This is a genomic window from Peribacillus sp. B-H-3 (assembly GCF_048572925.1).
Taxonomy (GTDB): domain Bacteria; phylum Bacillota; class Bacilli; order Bacillales; family DSM-1321; genus Peribacillus.
Map to the genome: position 1 here is coordinate 1377710 of NZ_CP183879.1, position 20393 is coordinate 1398102.

The window sequence follows — 20393 nt, forward strand, 5'->3', positions numbered from 1 at the left end:
AGGGTTCTTTCATCCGCCTTCTGGCTATTTAAATGAACCTGATTATTACTGCGGCAGTCAAATAAAAGGGAGGCCTCCATCTTGTCAAGATGGAGGCCTTATCCATTTTTCGGGAGCGATTCTGATAAGTTTTCTTTACAATATACGGCAGACTTTCTTTTTAAAAATGAATGTAATGAGTGGTACAGCCATACATATAGTAATCATGGCGTTTAAATATTAGGTGCTGCTGTTATATGGAGAAATAAAGATGCTTTTAAAGTCTCCTGTATGATAACCGTGTGCAGGATTCATATATATAAAGCATGGCCGGCAGAAGGCAGGGAGGAAGAGGCATCATGATATCAAGCTGGTTTTGGAGAATTGTGTTTGCTGCGGGTATTCTATTTTTAATTCCTTATTCATGGCCATTACTATTTGCCCTTGGCACAGCTGCCTTTCTTGAAAAGCTGATTGTCTTTATAATCCGCTCTTGGGGGCTGAATAGATTTTGGGCTGTTTTACTTACTTTTGTCTGCTATATTGGAGGATTGCTGTCTGCCGTTTACTTTGCTGTTTCAGTGCTGGCAGGCCAAATCGCCACGTTCGCAGAAAAGCTGCCCCGTTTAATTAAAGAACTTTACTACTCTGCCATTTTGCCTTCAGTTGGACAGTGGGATAAATATTCCGAGAAACTGCCTGCAAATGTCATTTCTTCAGCAGAACGGGCAGTTGAAGGGGGCATCCGCTCATTGGAAGCCTTCCTGCAGGAACTCATGCAGGGTACCGTACAGATAGCTGCGCTTGTTCCGGGCTTTTTTATCGATTTTTTAATTTACGTAATCGCCCTGTTCTTATTTTGTCTGGAATTCCCATTAATAAGGAAAAAGGCGAAGAATCTGTTGAAGGAGACAACCTATCAAAAGATTTCTCTTGTCTGCAGCGATTTGAGTAAAGCAGCCATAGGTTTCTTGAAAGCACAGGTGTTTTTAAGCTTCATTACTTTTCTCCTTGCTTACACCGGATTATGGATTCTCGGGGTACCATTTACACTTCTGCTTGCTATCTTGATTATTTTGGTAGATATTCTTCCAATACTGGGAACTGGCTCAATGCTGGTGCCATGGGCAGTAATAGCAATCATTCAGGGAAACGGGAATTTAGGAATCGGGCTTATCATTTTATTTATCAGCATTACAGTGATCAGAAGAATTATCGAGCCAAAGGTGTATTCAGCAAATCTTGGTTTAACTCCCATAGCATCGCTTATCAGCTTATATTTAGGCTTAAAGCTTATGGGTTTTATCGGTCTCTTTATTGGGCCTGCTGCGGTCATTGTCTTTGAAACGCTTAAAAAAGCAGGCTTTATAAAACTGAAAATTAAAATGTAAGATTTAGCCCTTCCTGCACGTGGGCCGCGAAGCTCTTAATAGAACGCGGCAAATATGCTAGTATAGTTAATATACTGTCTGCATATTATCCATTCTTGTCTGCAGGAAGGGAGGGAATCAATGGCGAAATCCATTATACTTTTTGTTCTGGCGGGTATTGCTGAAATTGGCGGAGGCTATCTGATGTGGATCTGGATTAAAGAGGGGGCATCATTCTGGCTTGGTATGATTGGCGCAATTATACTTGCAGTTTATGGAGTCATTCCTGCGTTTCAAAGCTTTCCATCCTTTGGAAGGGTGTATGCAGCATACGGAGGGGTGTTTATCATTCTGTCGCTGCTGTGGTCATGGGCACTTGAAAAGAAGACTCCGGATCTGTATGATACGGCCGGTGCAATTTTATGCCTGGCTGGAGCTGCCATTATCTTATGGGGACCGAGAAATATTTAGAGAGCATTGTATTGCAGGGCTGTTAAAGAAAGCGCCTTGCTTATAATTGGCGAAAAAGCAAAGAACCCGTACCAGCCGGTACGGGTTCTTTTTGCTTTAAGATACAATTTCAGTTTGCTGTACAACAGGAAACTCCATGACTTCAGAAACTTCAGCTGTGATTTTTGCTTTTTTGTAAATTTCAATGTACCGGATATGATGTTCTTCCATATCCGTGATTTTGAAATGGTAATCACCCTGCTGCAGGATATCCCCCTGCCTGGATTCATAGTTTTCCGTGAGCATCCAGCCCCCGATTGTATCGATATCTTCATCTGAGATCTCAAGTCCAAGGAGGTCATTTACCTCACTGATCAGAACCTTGGCATCCAATATATAATGATCTTCTTTCAATTTGCGGATCATCGGTATTTCATCCAAATCAAACTCATCGCGTATGTCACCTACGATTTCTTCTAGGATGTCTTCCACAGTAACCAAACCTGAAGTACCGCCGTATTCGTCCATTAATATCGCCATGTGAATACGTTCCTTTTGCATTTTAAGCAGCAGGTTATGGATGGGAATGCTGTCGATTACCCTGATAATTGGACGTACGAATTTTTCTATGGTTGTATCAGCTGGCTTTATTCGATCCGAAATCATTTCGGTGAAAAATTCCTTCACATTCACCATGCCGATTACGTGGTCCTTATCACCTTCAATGACAGGGTAACGTGTGAATTTTTCTTCCTTCATTGTTGCAAAGAAGTCCTCGAGAGTATCTTCGATGGATAATGCGGCAATTTCTGTCCGAGGCACCATGATTTCCTTAGCAATGCGATCGTCAAATTCAAAGATTTTATTCACATACTTAAACTCAGATTGGTTAATTTCACCATTTTTGTAGCTTTCGGATAAAATGATGCGCAATTCTTCCTCAGTGTGAGCGAGTTCATGCTCTGAAGCGGGCTGTAAGCCAAACATTCTTGTAATCAATCCTGCAGACTTATTCAGCAGCCAAATAAATGGATACAATATCTTATAAAACAGGATTAATGGTTTTGCAGTGAGCAAGGTGATTTCTTCCGCCTTTTGGATTGCAAGTGTTTTTGGAGCCAGTTCCCCTATTACCACATGGATAAAGGTAATAAAGGCAAAGGCCAAGACAATCGAAAGAAATTCTGCTGCTGTCTCGGGAACGTTTAACTTATGAAATAAAGGAGCTAAAATATGTTCGACCGTCGGTTCTCCCAGCCACCCGATTCCAAGCGCCGTCATTGTGATTCCCAGCTGGCAGGCTGACAAATATTCATCGAGGCTTGAAATGACTTTTTTTGCCTGGAGTGCGTTATTTTTTCCTTCTTCAATCAGCTGTTCAATTCTTGAACTTCTCACTTTGACTATCGCAAACTCCGAAGCTACAAAAAATGCTGTCAAAGCAATTAAAATGGCAATAATAACCAAGTTTATTATGTCCAATAGTCTCCCTTTATCCGCCGGAATGGCGAATAAGGAGTCCACCTCCTATAAATTAAAAATATAGTTTGAATCAATTACTTATTTTTTAGCTCCGTTTAAGCTCTCTGCTGATTTTTTGGTCTTTTCATGACACATGCTGCCTGGCACTCCTGCCAAATGCGGCGGGGTTCCTGCAGCAGAATTCAGCAAACTAGATTAACAGAGCCTCGTTTCAAGACAGGCAAATACGTTCTGATAGGCGAAAGAAGGGCAGTATGTTCATTTGCATAACAAGCGCCTTTACTTTTCCGTCCGTACAAAGCAGGCTTTGCCAGCTTATAGAAACATGCAATTTTTAATATCCCATCTTATCACCTCATCCGCAAATTAAGTAAATATCTTTATTATAGAAAAAGTATAAAATACCGTCAAATCGCTTAAATATCCAAAAAGAAGCTTATAACATAATATATGGCCGCTTTCTCCTCTATATTAGCTTTTTTTAGCGATTATGACAGACTGATCAATTAATTTTACGCTCAGCTTACGTTTTCTGCAGTTTTGGTCAAATTGCTGTTCACCACTGCAGGTATGAGAGTTACGCGCAAAGAAGCAGGAAGTTTTAAACCCCCCACGGGTGCAGGACCTGCCGCTAAAAATAAAAAATCAGCAATAACAGGTGCGTTTGTTATAGAGTATTCAAAAAATAGCGAAGATGAATAGGGAGTTAGACTAAATAAAAATAACCGCCATAACATGTAAAGAGGGACAAGGGAGGCTTACCATTTATATGCTGGAGAAGATAGGTGCAATGATCGCGGGCAGCACTTTACTTGCAGTCGGGATTAATTTATTTTTGGCTCCTTATCATTTACTTGACGGGGGATTGATCGGGATCGGTCTTTTGATTAATTATTATTCAGGATTTCCAGCAGGGCTCAGCATGCTCCTGGCAAGCATCCCCCTTTATCTATATGCTTGGCGGAACGAGAAAAAACTTTTTTTTAACAGTCTGCATGGGCTGCTGTTTTCATCTATATTCATCGACCTTTTTGCCGGTAAGAAGGTACCCTGGGATTTGCCCTTGTTTGCCAATGCTGTAATAGGGGGAGCCATCATTGGGCTTGGGATAGGATTGATGCTCCGGTATGAAGTCAGTACGGGAGGAACTGACCTGCTGGCACAAATCATTTCCAGTAAAATGGCAGTGAATGTAGGCGTTGTTATATTCATCATTGATGGAGCAGTGATTATTTGCGGACTTGGACTGGTGGGTATCACTATTTTCTTGTATTCCTGCCTTACCATATTAACCGTAGGCCTTTTAACATCGGTCACGATGATGGATGTCTCAGGAAAATTGCAGGACTAATTTCTTAAAAATTGTCTTGCAGCAGGATGAGAGGGAACCAGCAGGGAATAATATATTAGCGTATATTTTTCTATTATCAGGGAAACTGATTTGGTCGAAATTAATATTACATGTTTTAACATGTGAGATCCTGGGAATGTAGTTTGTAAACACATAAATAAAATACTGAGGTGAGATGATTGGAGAATGAACTGATTTTGAAATTTAGAAATAAAGGAGTGAAAATTGAAAAAACTAAGTCCAGGAATGAAATTTTTTCAAGTGTCTTTCAGTCCGATCCTTCTTTACTGGCTTTTCAGGCTTCTATTTTTGCGGACCGTCTCTCATGCATTCATACTGATAAACAAAAAGTTAATGAGTTTTAACATTCAGCAGCATGCCTGATAAATTGGTATGCTTTTTTATTGTCTGCTAAAACGGGATGCTGATAGTGAATATTAACAGGTAAATGACAGTAGTATTATTAAAGGACAAAATATAAATATTTGCAAAAAAAATGAAGCAGCCTTATTGTGAAAGAGAAACAATAAAGAATAGGGAGTTAATTATGTCTGAGTTTATCATGAAGATATTAGAATTCTTTTCCGGACTGGGCTATTTTGGAATCATGCTCGGCCTAATGATTGAAATTATTCCTAGTGAGTTTGTTCTTGGCTATGGGGGGTTTTTGATTGGCAAGGGAGATCTTAATTTCTTTTTGGCCACTGTCTTTGGCGTTGCAGGCGGTACTATTGCCCAGCTGTTTTTATATTGGGCTGGTTACTTCGGTGGCAGGCCATTTCTTTTAAAATACGGGAAATACATATTGATTAAAGAAAAACAAATCGATATGGCAGAGAGGTGGTTTGAAAAATATGGAGTAGGCGTCATTTTCTCTGCACGTTTCATTCCTGTTGTCAGACATGCCATCTCCATACCTGCAGGCATTGCGAAAATGTCCTGGGCTAAATTCACTTTGTATACCGTGGCCGCCCTCATCCCATGGACTGTACTGTTTTTGTATCTTGGGATGGCATTGGGGAGCAACTGGAAGGATATTAAAGAAAAAGCTGCTCCAATTGTGCTGCCGGTCATGATTTTGGCATTTGTAATCGCGGCTGTTTATTTTGTCTGGAAGAAAAAGAGAACACCGCCAATTGTGACAGTTCCAAGGAAAAAGAAAGATTAAAAGCATATCCCCAGCAGGGTTTTTATGCATGAATACTTGCTATAATTAGGATAAAAAAGGAGCAGCCAGTGATGGCTGCTCCTCTTATTGATAAATATTATAATTCAGCCGAATATTCCTCTTGCAGCGGAAGCTTTTCCACCTTTTTCGTTACTTCGATAAACTTAATGGAGTGGTCTTCCATTTCCAGTACCTTAAAGCAGAACGAGTCACTTTCAATAATATCACCGATGTTAACATCATAATTTTCTGTCAGGATCCAGCCCCCGATAGTATCTACATCTTCCTCGTTCAGGTGGATGCCAAGGAGGTCATTGACTTCTTTCACAAGTAATTTTGAATCAATGATATAGTGTCCGTCTTTAATTTTCCGGATGGAAGGCACTTCATCGATGTCAAACTCATCCCTTATATCTCCGACAATTTCCTCAAGTATATCTTCGACAGTTACAAGACCGGATGTACCGCCATATTCATCCATAAGGACAGCCATATGAATTCTTTCTTTTTGCATTTTTAAAAGAAGGTCGTGAATGGGTGTGTTTTCCATGACTCTAATAATTGGCCTTATATATGAATCCAGTGTTTCAGAGGCAATGTTTTTCTTTTTTACAATGTCAGAAAATACTTCTTTAATGTTAATAAGCCCGACAACATGGTCTTTATCACCTTCAACGATAGGGTATCTGGTGAATTTTTCCTCTTTGGCGGTGTTAATGAAATCCTGTATGGTGTCATCCTTAGCCAGGCTGACAATTTCAGTCCGTGGAACCATGATTTCTTTAGCTATTCTGTCATCAAATTCAAAGATATTATTCACATATTTAAATTCCGATGAGTTTATTTCGCCGCTTTTATAGCTGTCTGATAATATAATACGCAATTCTTCTTCAGAGTGAGCGATATCACTTTCTGCAGCAGGCTTGAGCCCGAATGCACCTGTCACCACCCGCGAAGAATGGTTCAATATCCAAATGAAAGGAAACATGATTTTGTGAAAGAAAATCAGCGGTTTTGCAATCAGAAGACTAACCTGTTCAGATTTTTGTATGGCGACCGTTTTCGGAGCCAATTCACCGATCACCACATTAAGGAAAGTGACGACAGAAAAGGCAATCAGAAAGGTGAGGACTTGTACAATGCTGTTCGGAATATCCATTTTCTTAAGCAATGGTCCAAGGATGTGCTGAACGGTGGGTTCCCCCAGCCAGCCAAGGCCAAGGGCCGCAATTGTAATTCCGAGCTGTGTGGCAGATAAGTATTCGTCCAGATTGGTGGTCACCTTTCTGGCTGCCATGGCTTTCGGGTTTCCTTCCTCCACCAATTGATCAATCCTTGATCCTCTAACCCTGATGATGGCAAATTCAGAAGCTACAAAAAAAGCTGTAAGAGCAATTAAAAAGACGACTAAAAGTAAGTTTATTATGTCCAAAAACGCTGGGACCGCCCATTGGGAATTGAATCTGATAACAGTTCAACTTCCTTTACAAGCTGTCCCGGTCACCTCCCGGGGCAATGAATGATATTTATACGTGGTGCTGTACTGCTTTTTAAGGGCTGTTCATATTAAATGGCCTCATAAAAATAGGTTCGGCTATTCCTGCTTGCTGATATAACCGGCGCGATTTCACCGCAAGGCCTCTTGAACCTTCCGTTTAACCGCCAATAAAATTATTTGCCTGCTAGCTTTATTATTCTATTGTACTGCGCATTTTATTTCATGAAGGATAGGGCTTGTCTAGTTTGTAACTAGTATAAGGAAAAAGATATGCACCAGTCAAAGGTTACGGTTTCCCGGCATAGAAGGCCTCTTATTTTGAAATACCCCTAATCAGGCAGGAATAAACGATTTGGAACAGGATTGGGGGAAGGATATAGGTGAATCCGTCCATAAAAAAACAGCTCCAATGGAACTGCTGATTTTTATGGATGTATTTCATAATCCAATCCTGGTTTAACACATGGAGTATGTATGGTAAAAGTCGTCAGTGAAGCAGAAGAGGTACAGCTTAATGTGCCGTTGTGTTTTTCGATAATTTCCCTGCAGACAAATAATCCAAGTCCTGTGCCTGTTTTTTTCGTGGTGGTAAATGGTTCGAATATAGTAGAAATAATGTCATCCGGAATTTTCGGACCATTGTTTGCAATATGCAGCGTAAGATAGCCTTCAGGGTTTTCCGCGGCGGTTATGCTTATGGATGGCAAATTGATACTTGAAATGACATCCAGTGCATTTAGAATGATATTGATGAAAACCTGTCTGAATTCTTCTTTAGCTCCATTGATATAAATCCCGTCTGGAATACTGACCGAGATGGCAGCATTCACCTCAAGGATGGCAGGATACAGGAACTCAATAACTTCATGGGCTAATTCACTCACAGAAAAGAGTTTTGCTTCATATACCATGCTTTCTTTTTTGGATAAATTCAGAAATTGGGTAATCCTATAATTGAGCTGTTCCAATTCTTTTGAAATGATATCCAAATATTTGATTTCAGTATTCTCTGACTGCAGAAGCTGAACAAATCCCATGATTGAAGTAAGCGGATTCCTGAATTCATGAACAAAGCTAGACGTCATCTGCCCGAGCAAGGTGAGCCTGTCCTTATGGGTTTGGCTCAGAAAATTATACTGTGATTCTATAATTTGTGTTTTTAGCTCTGAATAGTGTGAAACCGTGTAAAAAATGCACTTGTCAAAACATTCATTGATCCGCAGCAGCACATTACAGAGCTCTTCAGGGGATTTTTGCAATTCTGTCAGCCGGCAATAAATAATGGATCTGCCCAGTGAACAGTTGTGAATAAATTCATCAATATGTATATTTGCTTTGTAACGTTCACCGGCAACAAGATGGGAGTAGCTTTTAATATACTCGTCCACCAAGTTTTCCGGCTCACTTAGGGACTTGATGATTAAATCAAAAAAACGCTCCACATTTTCCGCGATATTCTCCATATATGGGTCATATGAGGAAATGTTGATCCTCTCATTCCATTCTGAAACAATACTTTCCTTATAGAAAATTAAAAAGTCAATAAATGTTTCATTAATAAACACCATTATGGCCTCCGACTAAGGTAAATTATAAGATCATTTCGTCCTAGTCCTAGTTCTAATTCTATAGTATAGAAAAAAAACCCTTTTTAACAGATAAAAATGTTCTTCAGTTTAATATTTTTAAGGAATAAAGTCAGTTTCTGCAGAAATTTTGTGCTTGTAAATTCCTGAAACAAGTAGTATATTTCTTTCGAGGATAAAAAAATATAGTAATCCACAAGGGGAGCCCTAACGGCTGAGAGTGAGCGATTGAGTTCAGACCCTATGAACCTGTTAGTTAATGCTAGCGTAGGGATGTGGTTTTGGATAAAAGCAATAAAGGGAATCCATTACCGCCCTGTATTGCTTTTTTTGCGTTTGCAAAAAAAACATGCAGGCAGGCTCTTGTAAGCTTCTCACTGGGGAGAAGGAGGAAAAATATGCAAAATAAGACATTGTTTATGGTTGAAGTGGCTGTATTTGCTGCTTTGGCACTGCTGCTTGATTTAGTATCTGGTTTTATCTTTTCAAGAATATGGCCTCAAGGAGGTTCGGTGTCCATAGCGATGGTCCCGATCTTTCTGATGGCATACCGCTGGGGTGTAAAAGGAGGGGTTGTGACAGGGCTGCTTTTGGGACTTCTCCAAATCGTTATTGGAAGCCCGGTTATTGCTCATCCTGTGCAGGGGTTTCTTGATTACTTCCTTGCATTTTCCCTCGTGGGAATATCAGGGATATTTATGAACAAAGTTGTCACCAGCTATAAAGAAGGCCATACCGGCAAGGGGAAAATGTACGGAATAGCCGGCATCCTTCTTGGAAGTTTTCTGAGATTTTTGTGCCATTTCACTTCAGGCATTGTATTCTTTGCGTCATATACGCCTAAAGGACAGAATGTGGCTGTTTACTCACTGGTTTACAATGGCACGTACATGCTGGCAAGCTTTATCCTGTCAGCGATTATAGTGGTGCTGTTATACTCGGGAGCTTCAAAGGTACTGATCAAAAAGTCTTACCAGGCATAGTATGGTGATGGTTTTTTTATCGGCATGTAATGATGTTCCTCGGGAAATATTACTGTGCTTTTGTTAATGCTGAAATCCTGTTTTTTTCCGCTTGTTGGCTGAAGCGGGAATCAGCAGATGAAATAGACGCAGCCCATATATTACGTAATGGGCATGCACATGACTGTATATACAATGATTCTGTCCCAAAAGAAGATAGGGGCTCGCTTAAATTTAGGCGAGCCCCTTTTTGTCAATCTACTGGACGGTCTTCAAATGGATATTTTACAATGGCGGGCGATTTCGGATCAGCTATTTCATAAGCTGACGAGCCGACAATCTTAGCAACTTGAAGCAATTTCTTTTTATCGATTTTATCCAGTGTATCTGTCGGCTGGTGATACCATGGTTCGACAGGCGAATGAATGAACAAGGCAGAAGGGATGCCAAGCTCATGGAACGGCTGGTGATCACTGCGGCCCAATTCACCGTAAGGAATGGTTTCTTTGAATATTTGGTAGCTGTATTTTGCACCAAGATCTGTCACCAGGTTTTTTTTGCCGTCAATTGTATACATGATCAAGCCTCCGGCTGGCTTGCCTTTACCTGCATCACGTCCGCCAATCATGTCCATCTGAAAGTGCGCTACCATCCGGTCTGTATCTGTCTTTGGAAGGTGTGCAGCATAGTAGGATGATCCGACAAGGCCTCTTTCTTCAGAGCCGAATGTCAGGAAGCGGATTTCGGTATCTGTTTTTTCTTTGGAAAGTACTCTTGCCAGTTCGAGGACAGCTGATACTCCGGAAGCATCATCATTAGCTCCGGGTCCGCCGTGTACAGAATCGTGATGGGAGCCGATGGTGATAACCTGGCCGGTTGACTTTTTGGAAGTGGGTTTCATGCTGGCGATAACATTGTAGGAGGTTTTTTCTATTTTTTGGATATCAACGTCCAGAGTCGCAGTGAGCTGTTCTGTTTTTAGCTGCTCTATAATCTTCAGCCCGGAAGACCGTGTGATGGCAACAGCAGGAATATTTTGCCCCTCGCCGGCCTGTCCAAATTGATTGCCTTCTGCAGAGTTGTTAAACATAATAACTCCAGCAGCTCCTTTGGCGATAACATTTGCGATTTTCTCAATGAAAGGAATGTCTCCCCGCTCAACCAGTGCGATTTTCCCTTTTACATCGCCAATTTCTTCTGGCTTTGCTTTGCCTGCATATACGAGTGGGGCAGTAACTTTTCCGCTTCCGCTTCCGCTGAATGCATACGGTTTTTCTTCAATATCCTGGCCGGCAATTTTTGCATATGCGTGATTTGTTTTAAAGTCATAAATAGGGAAAGGCTGAATTTTTGTCTTCATGCCAAGCTTCTTAAACTCATTTTCTATGTAATGTACAGCCTTCAGCTCCCCTTCAGTTCCAGCTTCACGGGGCTGTTTCGAAAGCAATGCAATGGTGTTGTACATTCTGTCTGCACTGAGTTTCTTAAGGAAGCTGCTTTGTACGGTTTGCTCATGATGGACAACCGGCTTCTTTGCAGCTGTAGCCTGTACGGTCCCGCCAGTCAGGACTAGTCCTGCAGCGAGTGCTAATCCCATAGATTTACGCTTCATAAAATTCCTCCTCAATTAAATAAAATTCTTCTTAATTATTATAGATGACAGAATATTTGTAAATTTAATTAATTCAGCAAATTTTGCAGATTTTCCGGAAGAAATGTTTGATAGTCTCGGAAAAGGTCGGAAAGATAGGGGAAAAGGCCAGCAGGAAATGGCAGCATTTGTCCGAATGGAGAAAAAACATTTTGGGTGCAATTGAAGAAAAATAAGGCTAAATGGCTAGTATAAGAGATTTAATTTAAATGTGAAAAGATAGCAAATTATCCAGTGCAGCAAAACCACCCAACTGAGGATGAAAGCTTTTATGGCACCATAGTGTTCCGTTCTAATCCCAATGACTTCTATATGTTTGTCACAGCTTTAATTAGCTGTACATAAGACCTGTGATCTCTCTGGAGCAGATATATAAGCCATCCGGAATTCATTCTTATTTACATGAAAGTCCTCTTCTGGAAAAAGAAGAAATGTAATTTTAGTTTTTAGAAGAATATTTCTTTCTATTTTCTTTTGTTATGTAATATAATGATAAATATCAAATGTAAATGATAATCATTTTCATATCATTAATTGACAAGATAATCTGTCATTGCGCTATTTTAGAACCAGGCTTCCAGTTGGGCTGCCTGTAATCCATATTAAAAAAACATATATTGAGATACATTTTTCACTGTTTGGGGGGATCAGCATGTTAACAGGCTTAAAGGCAGGGGAAAAAGCAGTGGTTTTTAGCATGGTAAAGACAAACCAGCTAGTGAGAAGAAGGCTGCTTGATTTAGGGATTTGTGAAGGCTCTGAGGTTTGCCTTAGATGCATCATGCCATTTGGCGGACCTTATATGATAGAGTGCAATGGGCAATCAGTTGCCATCAGGCGCAGAGATGCTAACGAGATAGAAGTAGAGCGGGAATTGGCATGAGCATTGCACTGCTTGGAAACCCGAATACAGGAAAAACCTCACTATTCAACCACTTAACTGGTTCATATGAATATGTAGGAAATTGGAGCGGCGTAACGGTAGAAAAAAAGGTAGGCACATTAAAGCATTCAAGCGGAAAGATTATTGATTTGCCAGGCGTATATACTCTCAATCCCCTTTCGCGCGATGAAGGTGTTGTCACTCAGTTCTTTTTGAATGAAACGTGCAGGACTGTGCTGAATATACTGGATGCCTCCCAGCTAGAAAGAAACCTTCATTTGACCATGCAAATCATGGAATATGGAAAGCCTATTGTTATTGGTTTGAATATGGGTGATGTTGCTGATAAACGAGGCATTAAAATTAATGCAGGTAAGCTGAGCTCCATTTTGGGATCGCCTGTTGTTCCGATAACCGCAAGAAATGGGTCAGGGTGTGACGAACTTGCAGAGGTAGTCGTTCAAGAAAACGTGCAGGTTCCTTTAAGTTCTTTCATTGATTATGGACAAGCGGTCGAGGAAGGCATTGTTCTTTTGGGAAAACAGCTGCCTGAAACACGATTATCTGTCCGATGGCTGTGCCTTCAGCTGCTGGAAGGGAATCCTGATGTAAAGCATTATCTTGAGCAATACGCTGATCATCAATGGCTTGAGGAGTTCATTTCTGTAATCAATCAAAAAGTCATAGCTGCCGGGAATTCGAAAAGCGCTGAATCTTATATATATGAAACAAGGCAGAAGAAGATAAAAGAAATCATTCATGAAGTAATGGAGCGCAAAGAGACGAAAACACTCACCTTGACAGATCGTGTGGATGCGATTGTGACAAACAAATACCTTGGCATCCCTATTTTTTGCGGCGTCATGTATCTCATGTTTATGCTGACTTTTGACTGGTTTGGCTTTCCATTATCCAATGCCCTGGATGCCTTCATGTCAGGTCCGCTGACTAAAACGATTACCCTGATCCTGAATGCAGCAGGTGCATCCGGTTTTATTAAATCGCTTATTTTGGATGGAATTGTGGCCGGTGTGGGCGGAGTGCTTGTATTTGTGCCACAGATCTTTATTTTATTCTTATTTATATCCATCCTTGAGGATTCGGGCTATATGGCACGGGTGGCTCTGGTAATGGACCGGCTGATGGAATCTGTCGGGCTGAACGGAAAAGCATTCATTCCCATGATAATAGGATTTGGATGCAACGTGCCCGGGATCATGTCTGCAAGAACAATTGAACAGCCTAAGGAAAGGCTGCTGACTATCCTGCTTACACCCTTAATGTCCTGCTCGGCCAGGCTGCCCGTTTATACACTTTTTGCCGGCGCGTTCTTTGTGCACAATAAGGCTTTAATCGTATTATCGCTTTATTTGCTAGGAATAGCAGTCGCACTTGTTCTGGCAAAGATATTTTCTTCCACCATTTTAAAAGGTGAAAGCTCCTTTTTTGTAATAGAGCTGCCGCCGTATCGCATGCCTCAGGGAAAAGCCCTTTGGAGAAGCACGTGGGATAAGGGAAAAGGCTTTGTTAAAAAGGCTGGAACATTCATTTTTGCAGGCTCCGTTTTTATTTGGCTGCTTTCTAATTCCGGCCTGTCCGGATGGGGAGTGAATATGGATGATAGTTTCCTTGCCATGATTGGCGGTACGGTCGCTCCCCTGCTGGCACCATTAGGATTTGGGACCTGGCAGGCTGGAGCATCGCTGATTACTGGATTTTTAGCAAAAGAAGCGATTATATCATCGATGAATATCATTTACCATACTTCAGGAGATGTTCGCCTGCAGGGATTGCTGGGTGATTTCTTTACACCGCTATCAGCATATAGCTTCATGGCATTTATCTTATTGTATATCCCTTGCCTGGCTACTACTGCGACTATCTTCAAAGAAACCAACTCTAAGAAATGGACGTTTTTTGCTGTTGTGTATGCTTTAATACTTGCCTACATCATTTCGATTGCCATTTATCAAGGAGGAAAATTATTTTTCTGACAGGAGGCAGCTTCATGATTAATTTCATTTTAGGCGCATTGATCATTGGATATGCATCATGGGCCATGTATAAATTCATCAGCAAATCTAAACAGGGAAAATGCGGTGCTTGTGCTTTAAAGAAGTCTTGTTCATCAGATTGCAGTACAGGCCCGTTAAAAAAATAAATGTGTTTTAAGCTGCCAGTACATGGCGGCTTTTATTTCTTGGCAGAGGCCTTAAAAGGCGGTGAGAGTGTGAATAAGCAGGATATTATTGAGATTGTCTCGGACAAGATCAAGCTTGTCAGGGTGGAAATGGGTTATACACAGGATAAAATGGCGGAAATAATAGGGCTGTCAAAAAAAACTCTGGTTCAAATTGAAAAAGGCAGAACCCAGGCTGGCTGGACGGCAGTGATTGCCATATGTGCGCTTTTTCGCGAAAGCGATGTTATACAGTCTTCCTTTGGAGGAGATCCGCTTGAAGCGGTTGAAACGGTCGCCAGGGCTGGTGCTGTTTTTAAAAATGAAAAAACAATGGGCGGCAAGGTCTGGTGGAAGGAGGTTTCTGCCAAATACGGATTTGTGCTTCAGCAAAATATAATCAGCCAGCATTACCGTATATTGGATGAGGATAATTACCGGCTTTACAGTACAGCCGACAAACTAGATGCAGTACAAAGGTACCAAGAGCTGGTGAACGGGATGCAGAATAAACCAAGTTGAATTTGATGCAGATAATCGGCGGCTGCATGGTGCTGATGCAGCCGCCAGTCAAAAGCAGAGCCTTTTGGAAACAGAAGTTTAGATAGGGGGATGTTAAGCACTATTTAGCTATCAGGACAGGACAAGATGCATCCTTAATTATGGAGCTCCCGGTGCTACCCGTGAACAATTTTTGAATCCCCGATTTTCCGCTGTTTCCGACTATAATCACATCAGCACCAATTCGCTCAGCATAGCTGGTGATGCTTTCTACAGGATTCCCTTCGAGTATTTCAAAGTTCCCGTCAACGCCGTTTTCGCTCAGGATACTTAAGCGGTGGCTTTCTGCCGCTGTCACACTATTTGAAACTACAAGATGTGTATCAGCACCTCTGTTAAAATTATTCTCTACCGGCAGCACAGGATGCATTTGAGTCGGATCAATATAATAGCCGTCATTTGCTAATCCGGCAGATCCTGGATTCCCCACGGCTCTTTGCTCTACTCTTTCATTATAAACATGGACAATAGTAAGATTGGATTCAGGAATTCTTTCTTTGAAGTAAATTCCGTATTCGATGGCTCTTTTTCCTTCATCACTGCCGTCATAGGCAACTACAATTTGTTTAAAAGCAATGGACATATTTTTCATCTCCTGACATGAATATTTATTAGGCTCTGCCTGACTTGCCTGGTGATTGCCGCTTTAGATGCCAGACTTTCCGGAGTCTAATGACTCTGCTGCAATCAGCAAAGTGCTTAAGCAAAGCCAAAATTCGTATTTTATTGATTAATTTTTTAATACCCCATTTTACGGAAATTATCCATGTTCCCTGGAAATGATGAAAAAGATAAGGGATTTTGGGTAATGTTAAAAGGTAAATGGGCATAAAATCGGATTTTTCCGACACATTTAGAACAGTATGAGAAAAAAGTACCATTACATATAGGAAAAAAAGCAATATAATTGTGGCAAGCGAAGTGAAAAGGGGTGGTTGAAATATTACATGCCAATGTTCACCCGACCATAAGACGATGCCTGCAGCACTTGGATGTCATCGGGACGGACCATAAAACAAGGCAATTAGTGTATATGTATATGGAGACATTATGCAGGGAACTCGCCACCGGGGAATCGAATCAAATAAAAGAGGCAAAAGTACAGAGGCCCTTCATTCTGTAATGACATAAGATGAATCCTGCAAAGCAGCCGTTTAAATCGCGGCTGCCTTTTTTTGTCCGATATGAACGGCTGCAGCAGAAAAATAGATAGTTTAGATGATATTAGGAAAAATATATACTGTGTATGAACTAAAAAGTGGGTAAAGGAATTAAAAGCTGTTAAAATTGGTTTTGCCATCGCAAAAATAGGGAGGCATTATGAAAAGAATCGAAAGAAACAGAAAAAAATACAGGAAAAAAGCATGGACGCGTATTCTTACCGTCTTCTGCATTATTGCAATATTGGTGGTTGGTTTTTCTTCCTTTTACAAGCCGGAAATCAATTTAAATGATAAACTTGCCCGTTCTACGGAAATTTATGATAAAAAAGGCGTGCTTGCAAGCAGGATAACGTCAAATAAAACTGAAGGCGTTCCAATTGAAAAAATTCCAGAATCAATGAAAAATGCCGTGATTTCCATTGAAGACCGCCGTTTTTATGAACATCATGGCATTGATTATCAAGGCATCATGCGGGCTCTCTTAACAGATATTAAAGCAAGGGGTGTAGTTGAGGGCGGAAGTACCATTACACAGCAGCTTGTGAAAATATCCCTATTGAAACCTGAGAGGACCTTTAAGAGAAAATGGGAGGAATTTTTCCTTGCCCGTGAAGTAGAAAGAAAATATAAAAAAAGCGAAATTATGGAAATGTATTTAAATCAGGTATATTTTGGCCATGGAGCGTGGGGGATCCAAAAAGCATCAGAAATTTATTTTGGGAAAGACCCATCAAAATTGACCTTATCAGAGAGCGCTGCACTTGCCGGAATGATCAATGCACCGTCAGCCCTTGACCCCTATAAACATATGGATAAGACCATTGCACGGAGAAACCTTGTTTTATCCAGGATGAAATCCAATGGAAAACTGAAAAAAGGTGAATATTCACAAGCAAGAAATGAAAGGTTAAAACTTGATGGACGAAACCTGAAGGATCCATTAAAGGGGAAATTCCCTTATTATGTGAATCAGGTCCTTCGTGAAGCAGCTGGAAAGTATCATTTGAAAACGGATGAGCTGCTTAGAGGCGGTTACAAGATTTTCACTGCCCTTGACCAGGGGATGCAGACCGATGCCGAAAATGTTTATAATAATGAGCTTGATTTTCTGGATCATTCAAACAAAGGCATCGTACAAAGCAGTGCTGTATTAATGGACCCAAAATCGGGCGGCATTGAAGCATTAATAGGGGGACGGGGAAAACATGTTTTTATGGGATACAACCGCGCCTCCCAGCTAAGAGCCCAGCCTGGATCTGCTATGAAGCCGCTCGCTGTTTATACCCCTGCACTAGAGGAAGGTTATGAAATCACAAGTGAGTTAAAAGATGAAAAGATGAAATTTGGGAACTATGAGCCATCCAACCTTAATGGTCAATATGAAGGACAAGTTCCCATGTATGAAGCAGCCATGAAATCCCTTAATGTCCCTACTGTCTGGCTGCTTAATGAAATAGGAGCTGATAAGGGCGTTGATGCTCTCAGAAGGTTCGGGATACCGCTTGATAAAAAGGATAAAAGTTTAGCTCTTGCGTTGGGAGGGATGGATAAAGGGGTTTCTCCGCTGGATATGGCAGAAGCTTACTCGGCATTCGCCAATAATGGTACACGGACAGATGCCCACACGATTGTCAAAATTGAAAACTCTGAGGGAAAAGAAATAGCTCACTGGACAAAGAAGAAGACAAAAGTGACAACAAAAAAGGTTGCAGAGAAAATAACCAGCATGCTACTTGGCGTTGTTAAATACGGGACAGGAAAGAATGCAGCTGTTCCCGGTTATGAAATTGCCGGTAAGACAGGCTCTGCCCAGGCAGTAATAAATGGCAGGGACACTGGCGTTAAGGATCAATGGTTTGTAGGATACACGCCGAAATTGGTTGGTGCTGTATGGGCAGGAAGTGATAAAACTGATTCAAGCAATTATCTGACAACGCACAGCAGTGAAGGGGCTGCCATTGTATTTCAAAAAGTCATGTCAAAGGCTTTGGCCAAAGAGCATCCCGAATCTTTTAATGTACAGGATATAGGGCCTCTCATTGAAGAGAGGCAAAAGGAAAAAGAACAGCAGGATAAGTGGAAATACTGGCTGGAACAAGGCGGAAATCTCAAAAAGAATTTTGACAAATGGAAGGATAGAATATTCAACTGGAAATAACACTGCTGAAGGCAGAAAAATAAGCCGTGTGCTTCTCAACACGGCTTTTTTCGGAGCAACTTTAGGGTTAATGCGAATGGAAGCTATATCAGGAAATTAAAAGAAGCCGCCATTTTTAAAAGGCAGCCATAAGATGTTGTTCGCAGATATCATTATATCTGTATAGTTTGTTCGGGATTGGCAAAGTATTTAAATTTATCATTTTGCCTAAGAGTTGATGAGTGGCAGCAATCCTTTATGTTTTGAAGAGTTTCCTGAACATTGGCTCCTTCAATGATTACTTTGATATCCGAACATTCATTAAGTGTGAGCATGAAAGATACGAGACCTGAAAGCTTGGCAGAATCAACGATTTTTTGCTTGCACATGAAATACGCAGTGCTCCCGGAATTTTTGGTAATTTGGTATAATTCCATTAATTGTCTCATGGTCAGCTTCTTATTTAATGAAATTTCAGTGGAAATCAATTCACTCATCATGTTTTTCTCCTTTTGTTAGTGGTATTTTATATGATAATTCTTAATTTGTAAGGTTATGGTTGATATTTACCCCGGGCACATCTTTTAAAACCTTTGATGTGTAGAAAAAATGCTATTGTAACAAAGTGAATTATTATTAATAAAATTTGTAAAAGTAAATTGCTGGTTTCCTCACTTTATTGATTGGACCGGGAAACGGCAGTCAAGTTTAACAGCGGATACTTTGGAGGGTGAATGCAATATGCTTACGCTAATAAGAAATGGAGAAGTATATGCCCCTGAATATATTGGGAAAAAGGATGTACTGCTTGTTGCCGATAAAATAGGTTTTATAGAAGATGAAATTGAAATTCCAGAATCCTTTGATCAAGTAAAAGTCATAGAGGCATCAGGAAAGCTTGTAGTACCGGGTTTTATAGATGCTCATGTTCATATTATAGGCGGCGGAGGCGAGGGAGGTTACAAAACAAGAACACCGGAAATTCAGCTGACAGATGCAACACTTGCAGGCATTACTACACTGGTTGGAGTAATTGGCACGGATGGAACGACAAGAACCATGCCTGCACTGCTTGCCAAGGCAAGAGCTCTTGAAGAAGAAGGAATTACCTGCTATGTGCATACAGGCTCATATCAAGTGCCAGTTAAAACGCTAACGGGAAAAATAGAGGATGATTTAATTCTAATTGATAAAATCATCGGCGTAGGGGAAATAGCCATAGCAGACCACAGATCCTCACAGCCTTCAGCGGAGGAAATTGCAAGACTCTCCTCAGAGGCCCGTATTGGAGGCTTATTATCCGGAAAATCGGGAGTTGTCAATATCCACGTTGGAGACAGTATGGATCATCTTGCAGTGATTGAGCAAGTCGTTGAAAATACCGAGGTGCCAATCAGCCAATTTTATCCGACGCATATTAACAGAAACCATCATCTATTCCATGCAGGAATTAAATATGCGAAAAATGGCGGATATATTGACTTTACGACTAGTACCATCAAAAAATTCATTGAAGATGGAGAAGTGAAGGCAAGTACTGCTTTAAAGCTGGCACTTGAAGCAGGGGTGGATATCAGCAGAATGACCTTTACCTCTGATGGGCAGGCAAGCCTGCCCGACTTTGACAGCACGGGAAGATTAGCAGGGCTTAGTATAGGAAAATGCATGTCTTTATATGAAGCTGTAAAGGACGCGATCCTTATAGATGGAGTATCAGCAGAGAATAGCTTTCGGGCAGTAACAGAAAACCCTGCAAATATTTTAAAGCTTTCCCAAAAAGGGAGAATAGAAGCTGGAAAAGATGCAGATGTTTTACTTATGCAGAAAGAGACATATCAAATTGAAACTGTATTTGCCAAAGGGAAGATGATGGTAGAAAATGGCCAAGCCTTGATAAGGGGAACATTCGAAGAGGAATAGTTATTGATTTTGAAAGGTAATACACGCTGTATTATCTAAGCCACTGCTAGTGC

18 protein-coding genes and 1 riboswitch are annotated in these 20393 nt (G+C 40.9%); of the genes, 12 read left to right on the forward strand and 6 right to left on the reverse strand.

Annotated elements, in window-relative coordinates; genetic code table 11:
• The first annotated feature begins 338 nt into the window (after positions 1-338).
• Positions 339-1370, forward strand: coding sequence for a sporulation integral membrane protein YtvI (gene ytvI / locus ACN6MY_RS06805; protein WP_419883284.1), 1032 nt, complete (start codon positions 339-341; stop codon positions 1368-1370).
• Positions 1371-1490: 120 nt separating this feature from the next.
• Positions 1491-1820: a YnfA family protein gene (locus tag ACN6MY_RS06810; RefSeq protein ID WP_419883285.1), complete on the forward strand. Its 330-nt coding sequence runs from the start codon at positions 1491-1493 to the stop codon at positions 1818-1820.
• 96 nt (positions 1821-1916) lie between these two features.
• Here the strand turns inward: ACN6MY_RS06810 and ACN6MY_RS06815 are convergent, their stop codons facing one another.
• The gene (locus tag ACN6MY_RS06815) at positions 1917-3281 is read right to left on the reverse strand and encodes a hemolysin family protein (protein ID WP_419883286.1); all 1365 of its coding nucleotides are present in this window, start codon (positions 3279-3281) and stop codon (positions 1917-1919) included.
• 769 nt (positions 3282-4050) lie between these two features.
• Here ACN6MY_RS06815 and ACN6MY_RS06820 point away from each other — a divergent pair.
• The 3 genes from ACN6MY_RS06820 (at position 4051) to ACN6MY_RS06830 (ending at position 5800) form a co-directional block, all read left to right on the forward strand.
• Positions 4051-4632: a YitT family protein gene (locus ACN6MY_RS06820; protein ID WP_419883287.1), complete on the forward strand. Its 582-nt coding sequence runs from the start codon at positions 4051-4053 to the stop codon at positions 4630-4632.
• Between the two features lie 218 nt (positions 4633-4850).
• Positions 4851-4997 carry a hypothetical protein gene (locus ACN6MY_RS06825; protein WP_419884101.1) on the forward strand — a complete coding sequence of 49 codons (147 nt, stop codon included), beginning with the start codon at positions 4851-4853 and terminating at the stop codon, positions 4995-4997.
• 182 nt (positions 4998-5179) lie between these two features.
• Complete coding sequence (locus ACN6MY_RS06830; protein ID WP_419883288.1) at positions 5180-5800, forward strand: DedA family protein; 621 nt, start codon at positions 5180-5182, stop codon at positions 5798-5800.
• A 97-nt stretch (positions 5801-5897) separates the two neighbouring features.
• On the opposite strand, the gene ACN6MY_RS06835 is transcribed toward ACN6MY_RS06830, so the two are convergent.
• Positions 5898-7232, reverse strand: coding sequence for a hemolysin family protein (locus ACN6MY_RS06835; protein ID WP_419883289.1), 1335 nt, complete (start codon positions 7230-7232; stop codon positions 5898-5900).
• Positions 7233-7723: 491 nt separating this feature from the next.
• Positions 7724-8866 carry a histidine kinase N-terminal domain-containing protein gene (locus ACN6MY_RS06840; protein WP_419883290.1) on the reverse strand — a complete coding sequence of 381 codons (1143 nt, stop codon included), beginning with the start codon at positions 8864-8866 and terminating at the stop codon, positions 7724-7726.
• Positions 8867-9072: 206 nt separating this feature from the next.
• Positions 9073-9175, forward strand: a riboswitch (TPP riboswitch).
• Between the two features lie 107 nt (positions 9176-9282).
• Between ACN6MY_RS06840 and thiT the strand changes: the two genes are divergently transcribed.
• Positions 9283-9867 carry an energy-coupled thiamine transporter ThiT gene (gene thiT, locus ACN6MY_RS06845; RefSeq protein WP_419883291.1) on the forward strand — a complete coding sequence of 195 codons (585 nt, stop codon included), beginning with the start codon at positions 9283-9285 and terminating at the stop codon, positions 9865-9867.
• Between the two features lie 232 nt (positions 9868-10099).
• On the opposite strand, the gene ACN6MY_RS06850 is transcribed toward thiT, so the two are convergent.
• A complete protein-coding gene (locus ACN6MY_RS06850) occupies positions 10100-11458 on the reverse strand; it encodes a M28 family peptidase (protein ID WP_419883292.1) in 1359 nt (452 codons plus the stop codon).
• A 691-nt stretch (positions 11459-12149) separates the two neighbouring features.
• Here ACN6MY_RS06850 and ACN6MY_RS06855 point away from each other — a divergent pair.
• The 4 genes from ACN6MY_RS06855 to ACN6MY_RS06870 all read left to right on the forward strand — a co-directional run bounded on the left by ACN6MY_RS06855 (position 12150) and on the right by ACN6MY_RS06870 (position 15081).
• Positions 12150-12380, forward strand: a complete 231-nt coding sequence (locus tag ACN6MY_RS06855; protein WP_419883293.1) for a FeoA family protein — start codon at positions 12150-12152, stop codon at positions 12378-12380.
• Positions 12377-14374 carry a ferrous iron transport protein B gene (feoB, locus tag ACN6MY_RS06860; protein ID WP_419883294.1) on the forward strand — a complete coding sequence of 666 codons (1998 nt, stop codon included), beginning with the start codon at positions 12377-12379 and terminating at the stop codon, positions 14372-14374. The genes ACN6MY_RS06855 and feoB overlap by 4 nt, the downstream gene beginning before the upstream one ends.
• 14 nt (positions 14375-14388) lie before the next feature.
• Positions 14389-14541, forward strand: coding sequence for a FeoB-associated Cys-rich membrane protein (locus ACN6MY_RS06865; RefSeq protein ID WP_419883295.1), 153 nt, complete (start codon positions 14389-14391; stop codon positions 14539-14541).
• 69 nt (positions 14542-14610) lie between these two features.
• Entirely contained in the window at positions 14611-15081 is a 471-nt protein-coding gene (locus tag ACN6MY_RS06870; RefSeq protein ID WP_419883296.1) for a helix-turn-helix transcriptional regulator, read from the forward strand.
• Between the two features lie 100 nt (positions 15082-15181).
• Here ACN6MY_RS06870 and ACN6MY_RS06875 read toward each other — a convergent pair whose 3' ends face one another.
• A complete protein-coding gene (locus ACN6MY_RS06875; protein ID WP_419883297.1) occupies positions 15182-15703 on the reverse strand; it encodes a universal stress protein in 522 nt (173 codons plus the stop codon).
• Positions 15704-16440: 737 nt separating this feature from the next.
• Here ACN6MY_RS06875 and ACN6MY_RS06880 point away from each other — a divergent pair.
• The gene (locus ACN6MY_RS06880) at positions 16441-18441 is read left to right on the forward strand and encodes a transglycosylase domain-containing protein (RefSeq protein ID WP_419883298.1); all 2001 of its coding nucleotides are present in this window, start codon (positions 16441-16443) and stop codon (positions 18439-18441) included.
• Positions 18442-18593: 152 nt separating this feature from the next.
• On the opposite strand, the gene ACN6MY_RS06885 is transcribed toward ACN6MY_RS06880, so the two are convergent.
• Positions 18594-18920 (reverse strand): HPr family phosphocarrier protein, encoded by a 327-nt coding sequence (locus ACN6MY_RS06885; protein WP_419883299.1) that lies wholly within the window; start codon positions 18918-18920, stop codon positions 18594-18596.
• 241 nt (positions 18921-19161) lie between these two features.
• Here ACN6MY_RS06885 and iadA point away from each other — a divergent pair, with 241 nt between their 5' ends.
• Positions 19162-20340, forward strand: coding sequence for a beta-aspartyl-peptidase (iadA, locus tag ACN6MY_RS06890; RefSeq protein ID WP_419883300.1), 1179 nt, complete (start codon positions 19162-19164; stop codon positions 20338-20340).
• Positions 20341-20393: the final 53 nt, after the last annotated feature.

Excerpts from the sequence above, each read along its gene's own strand:
- ytvI (WP_419883284.1), top strand. The coding sequence starts at position 339 with ATGATATCAAGCTGGTTTTGGAGAATTGTGTTTGCTGCGGGTATTCTA.
- ACN6MY_RS06810 (WP_419883285.1), top strand. The coding sequence starts at position 1,491 with ATGGCGAAATCCATTATACTTTTTGTTCTGGCGGGTATTGCTGAAATT.
- ACN6MY_RS06820 (WP_419883287.1), top strand. The coding sequence starts at position 4,051 with ATGCTGGAGAAGATAGGTGCAATGATCGCGGGCAGCACTTTACTTGCA.
- ACN6MY_RS06830 (WP_419883288.1), top strand. The coding sequence starts at position 5,180 with ATGTCTGAGTTTATCATGAAGATATTAGAATTCTTTTCCGGACTGGGC.
- ACN6MY_RS06840 (WP_419883290.1), bottom strand. The coding sequence starts at position 8,866 with ATGGTGTTTATTAATGAAACATTTATTGACTTTTTAATTTTCTATAAG.
- thiT (WP_419883291.1), top strand. The coding sequence starts at position 9,283 with ATGCAAAATAAGACATTGTTTATGGTTGAAGTGGCTGTATTTGCTGCT.
- ACN6MY_RS06850 (WP_419883292.1), bottom strand. The coding sequence starts at position 11,458 with ATGAAGCGTAAATCTATGGGATTAGCACTCGCTGCAGGACTAGTCCTG.
- ACN6MY_RS06855 (WP_419883293.1), top strand. The coding sequence starts at position 12,150 with ATGTTAACAGGCTTAAAGGCAGGGGAAAAAGCAGTGGTTTTTAGCATG.
- feoB (WP_419883294.1), top strand. The coding sequence starts at position 12,377 with ATGAGCATTGCACTGCTTGGAAACCCGAATACAGGAAAAACCTCACTA.
- ACN6MY_RS06865 (WP_419883295.1), top strand. The coding sequence starts at position 14,389 with ATGATTAATTTCATTTTAGGCGCATTGATCATTGGATATGCATCATGG.
- ACN6MY_RS06875 (WP_419883297.1), bottom strand. The coding sequence starts at position 15,703 with ATGTCCATTGCTTTTAAACAAATTGTAGTTGCCTATGACGGCAGTGAT.
- ACN6MY_RS06880 (WP_419883298.1), top strand. The coding sequence starts at position 16,441 with ATGAAAAGAATCGAAAGAAACAGAAAAAAATACAGGAAAAAAGCATGG.
- ACN6MY_RS06885 (WP_419883299.1), bottom strand. The coding sequence starts at position 18,920 with ATGATGAGTGAATTGATTTCCACTGAAATTTCATTAAATAAGAAGCTG.
- iadA (WP_419883300.1), top strand. The coding sequence starts at position 19,162 with ATGCTTACGCTAATAAGAAATGGAGAAGTATATGCCCCTGAATATATT.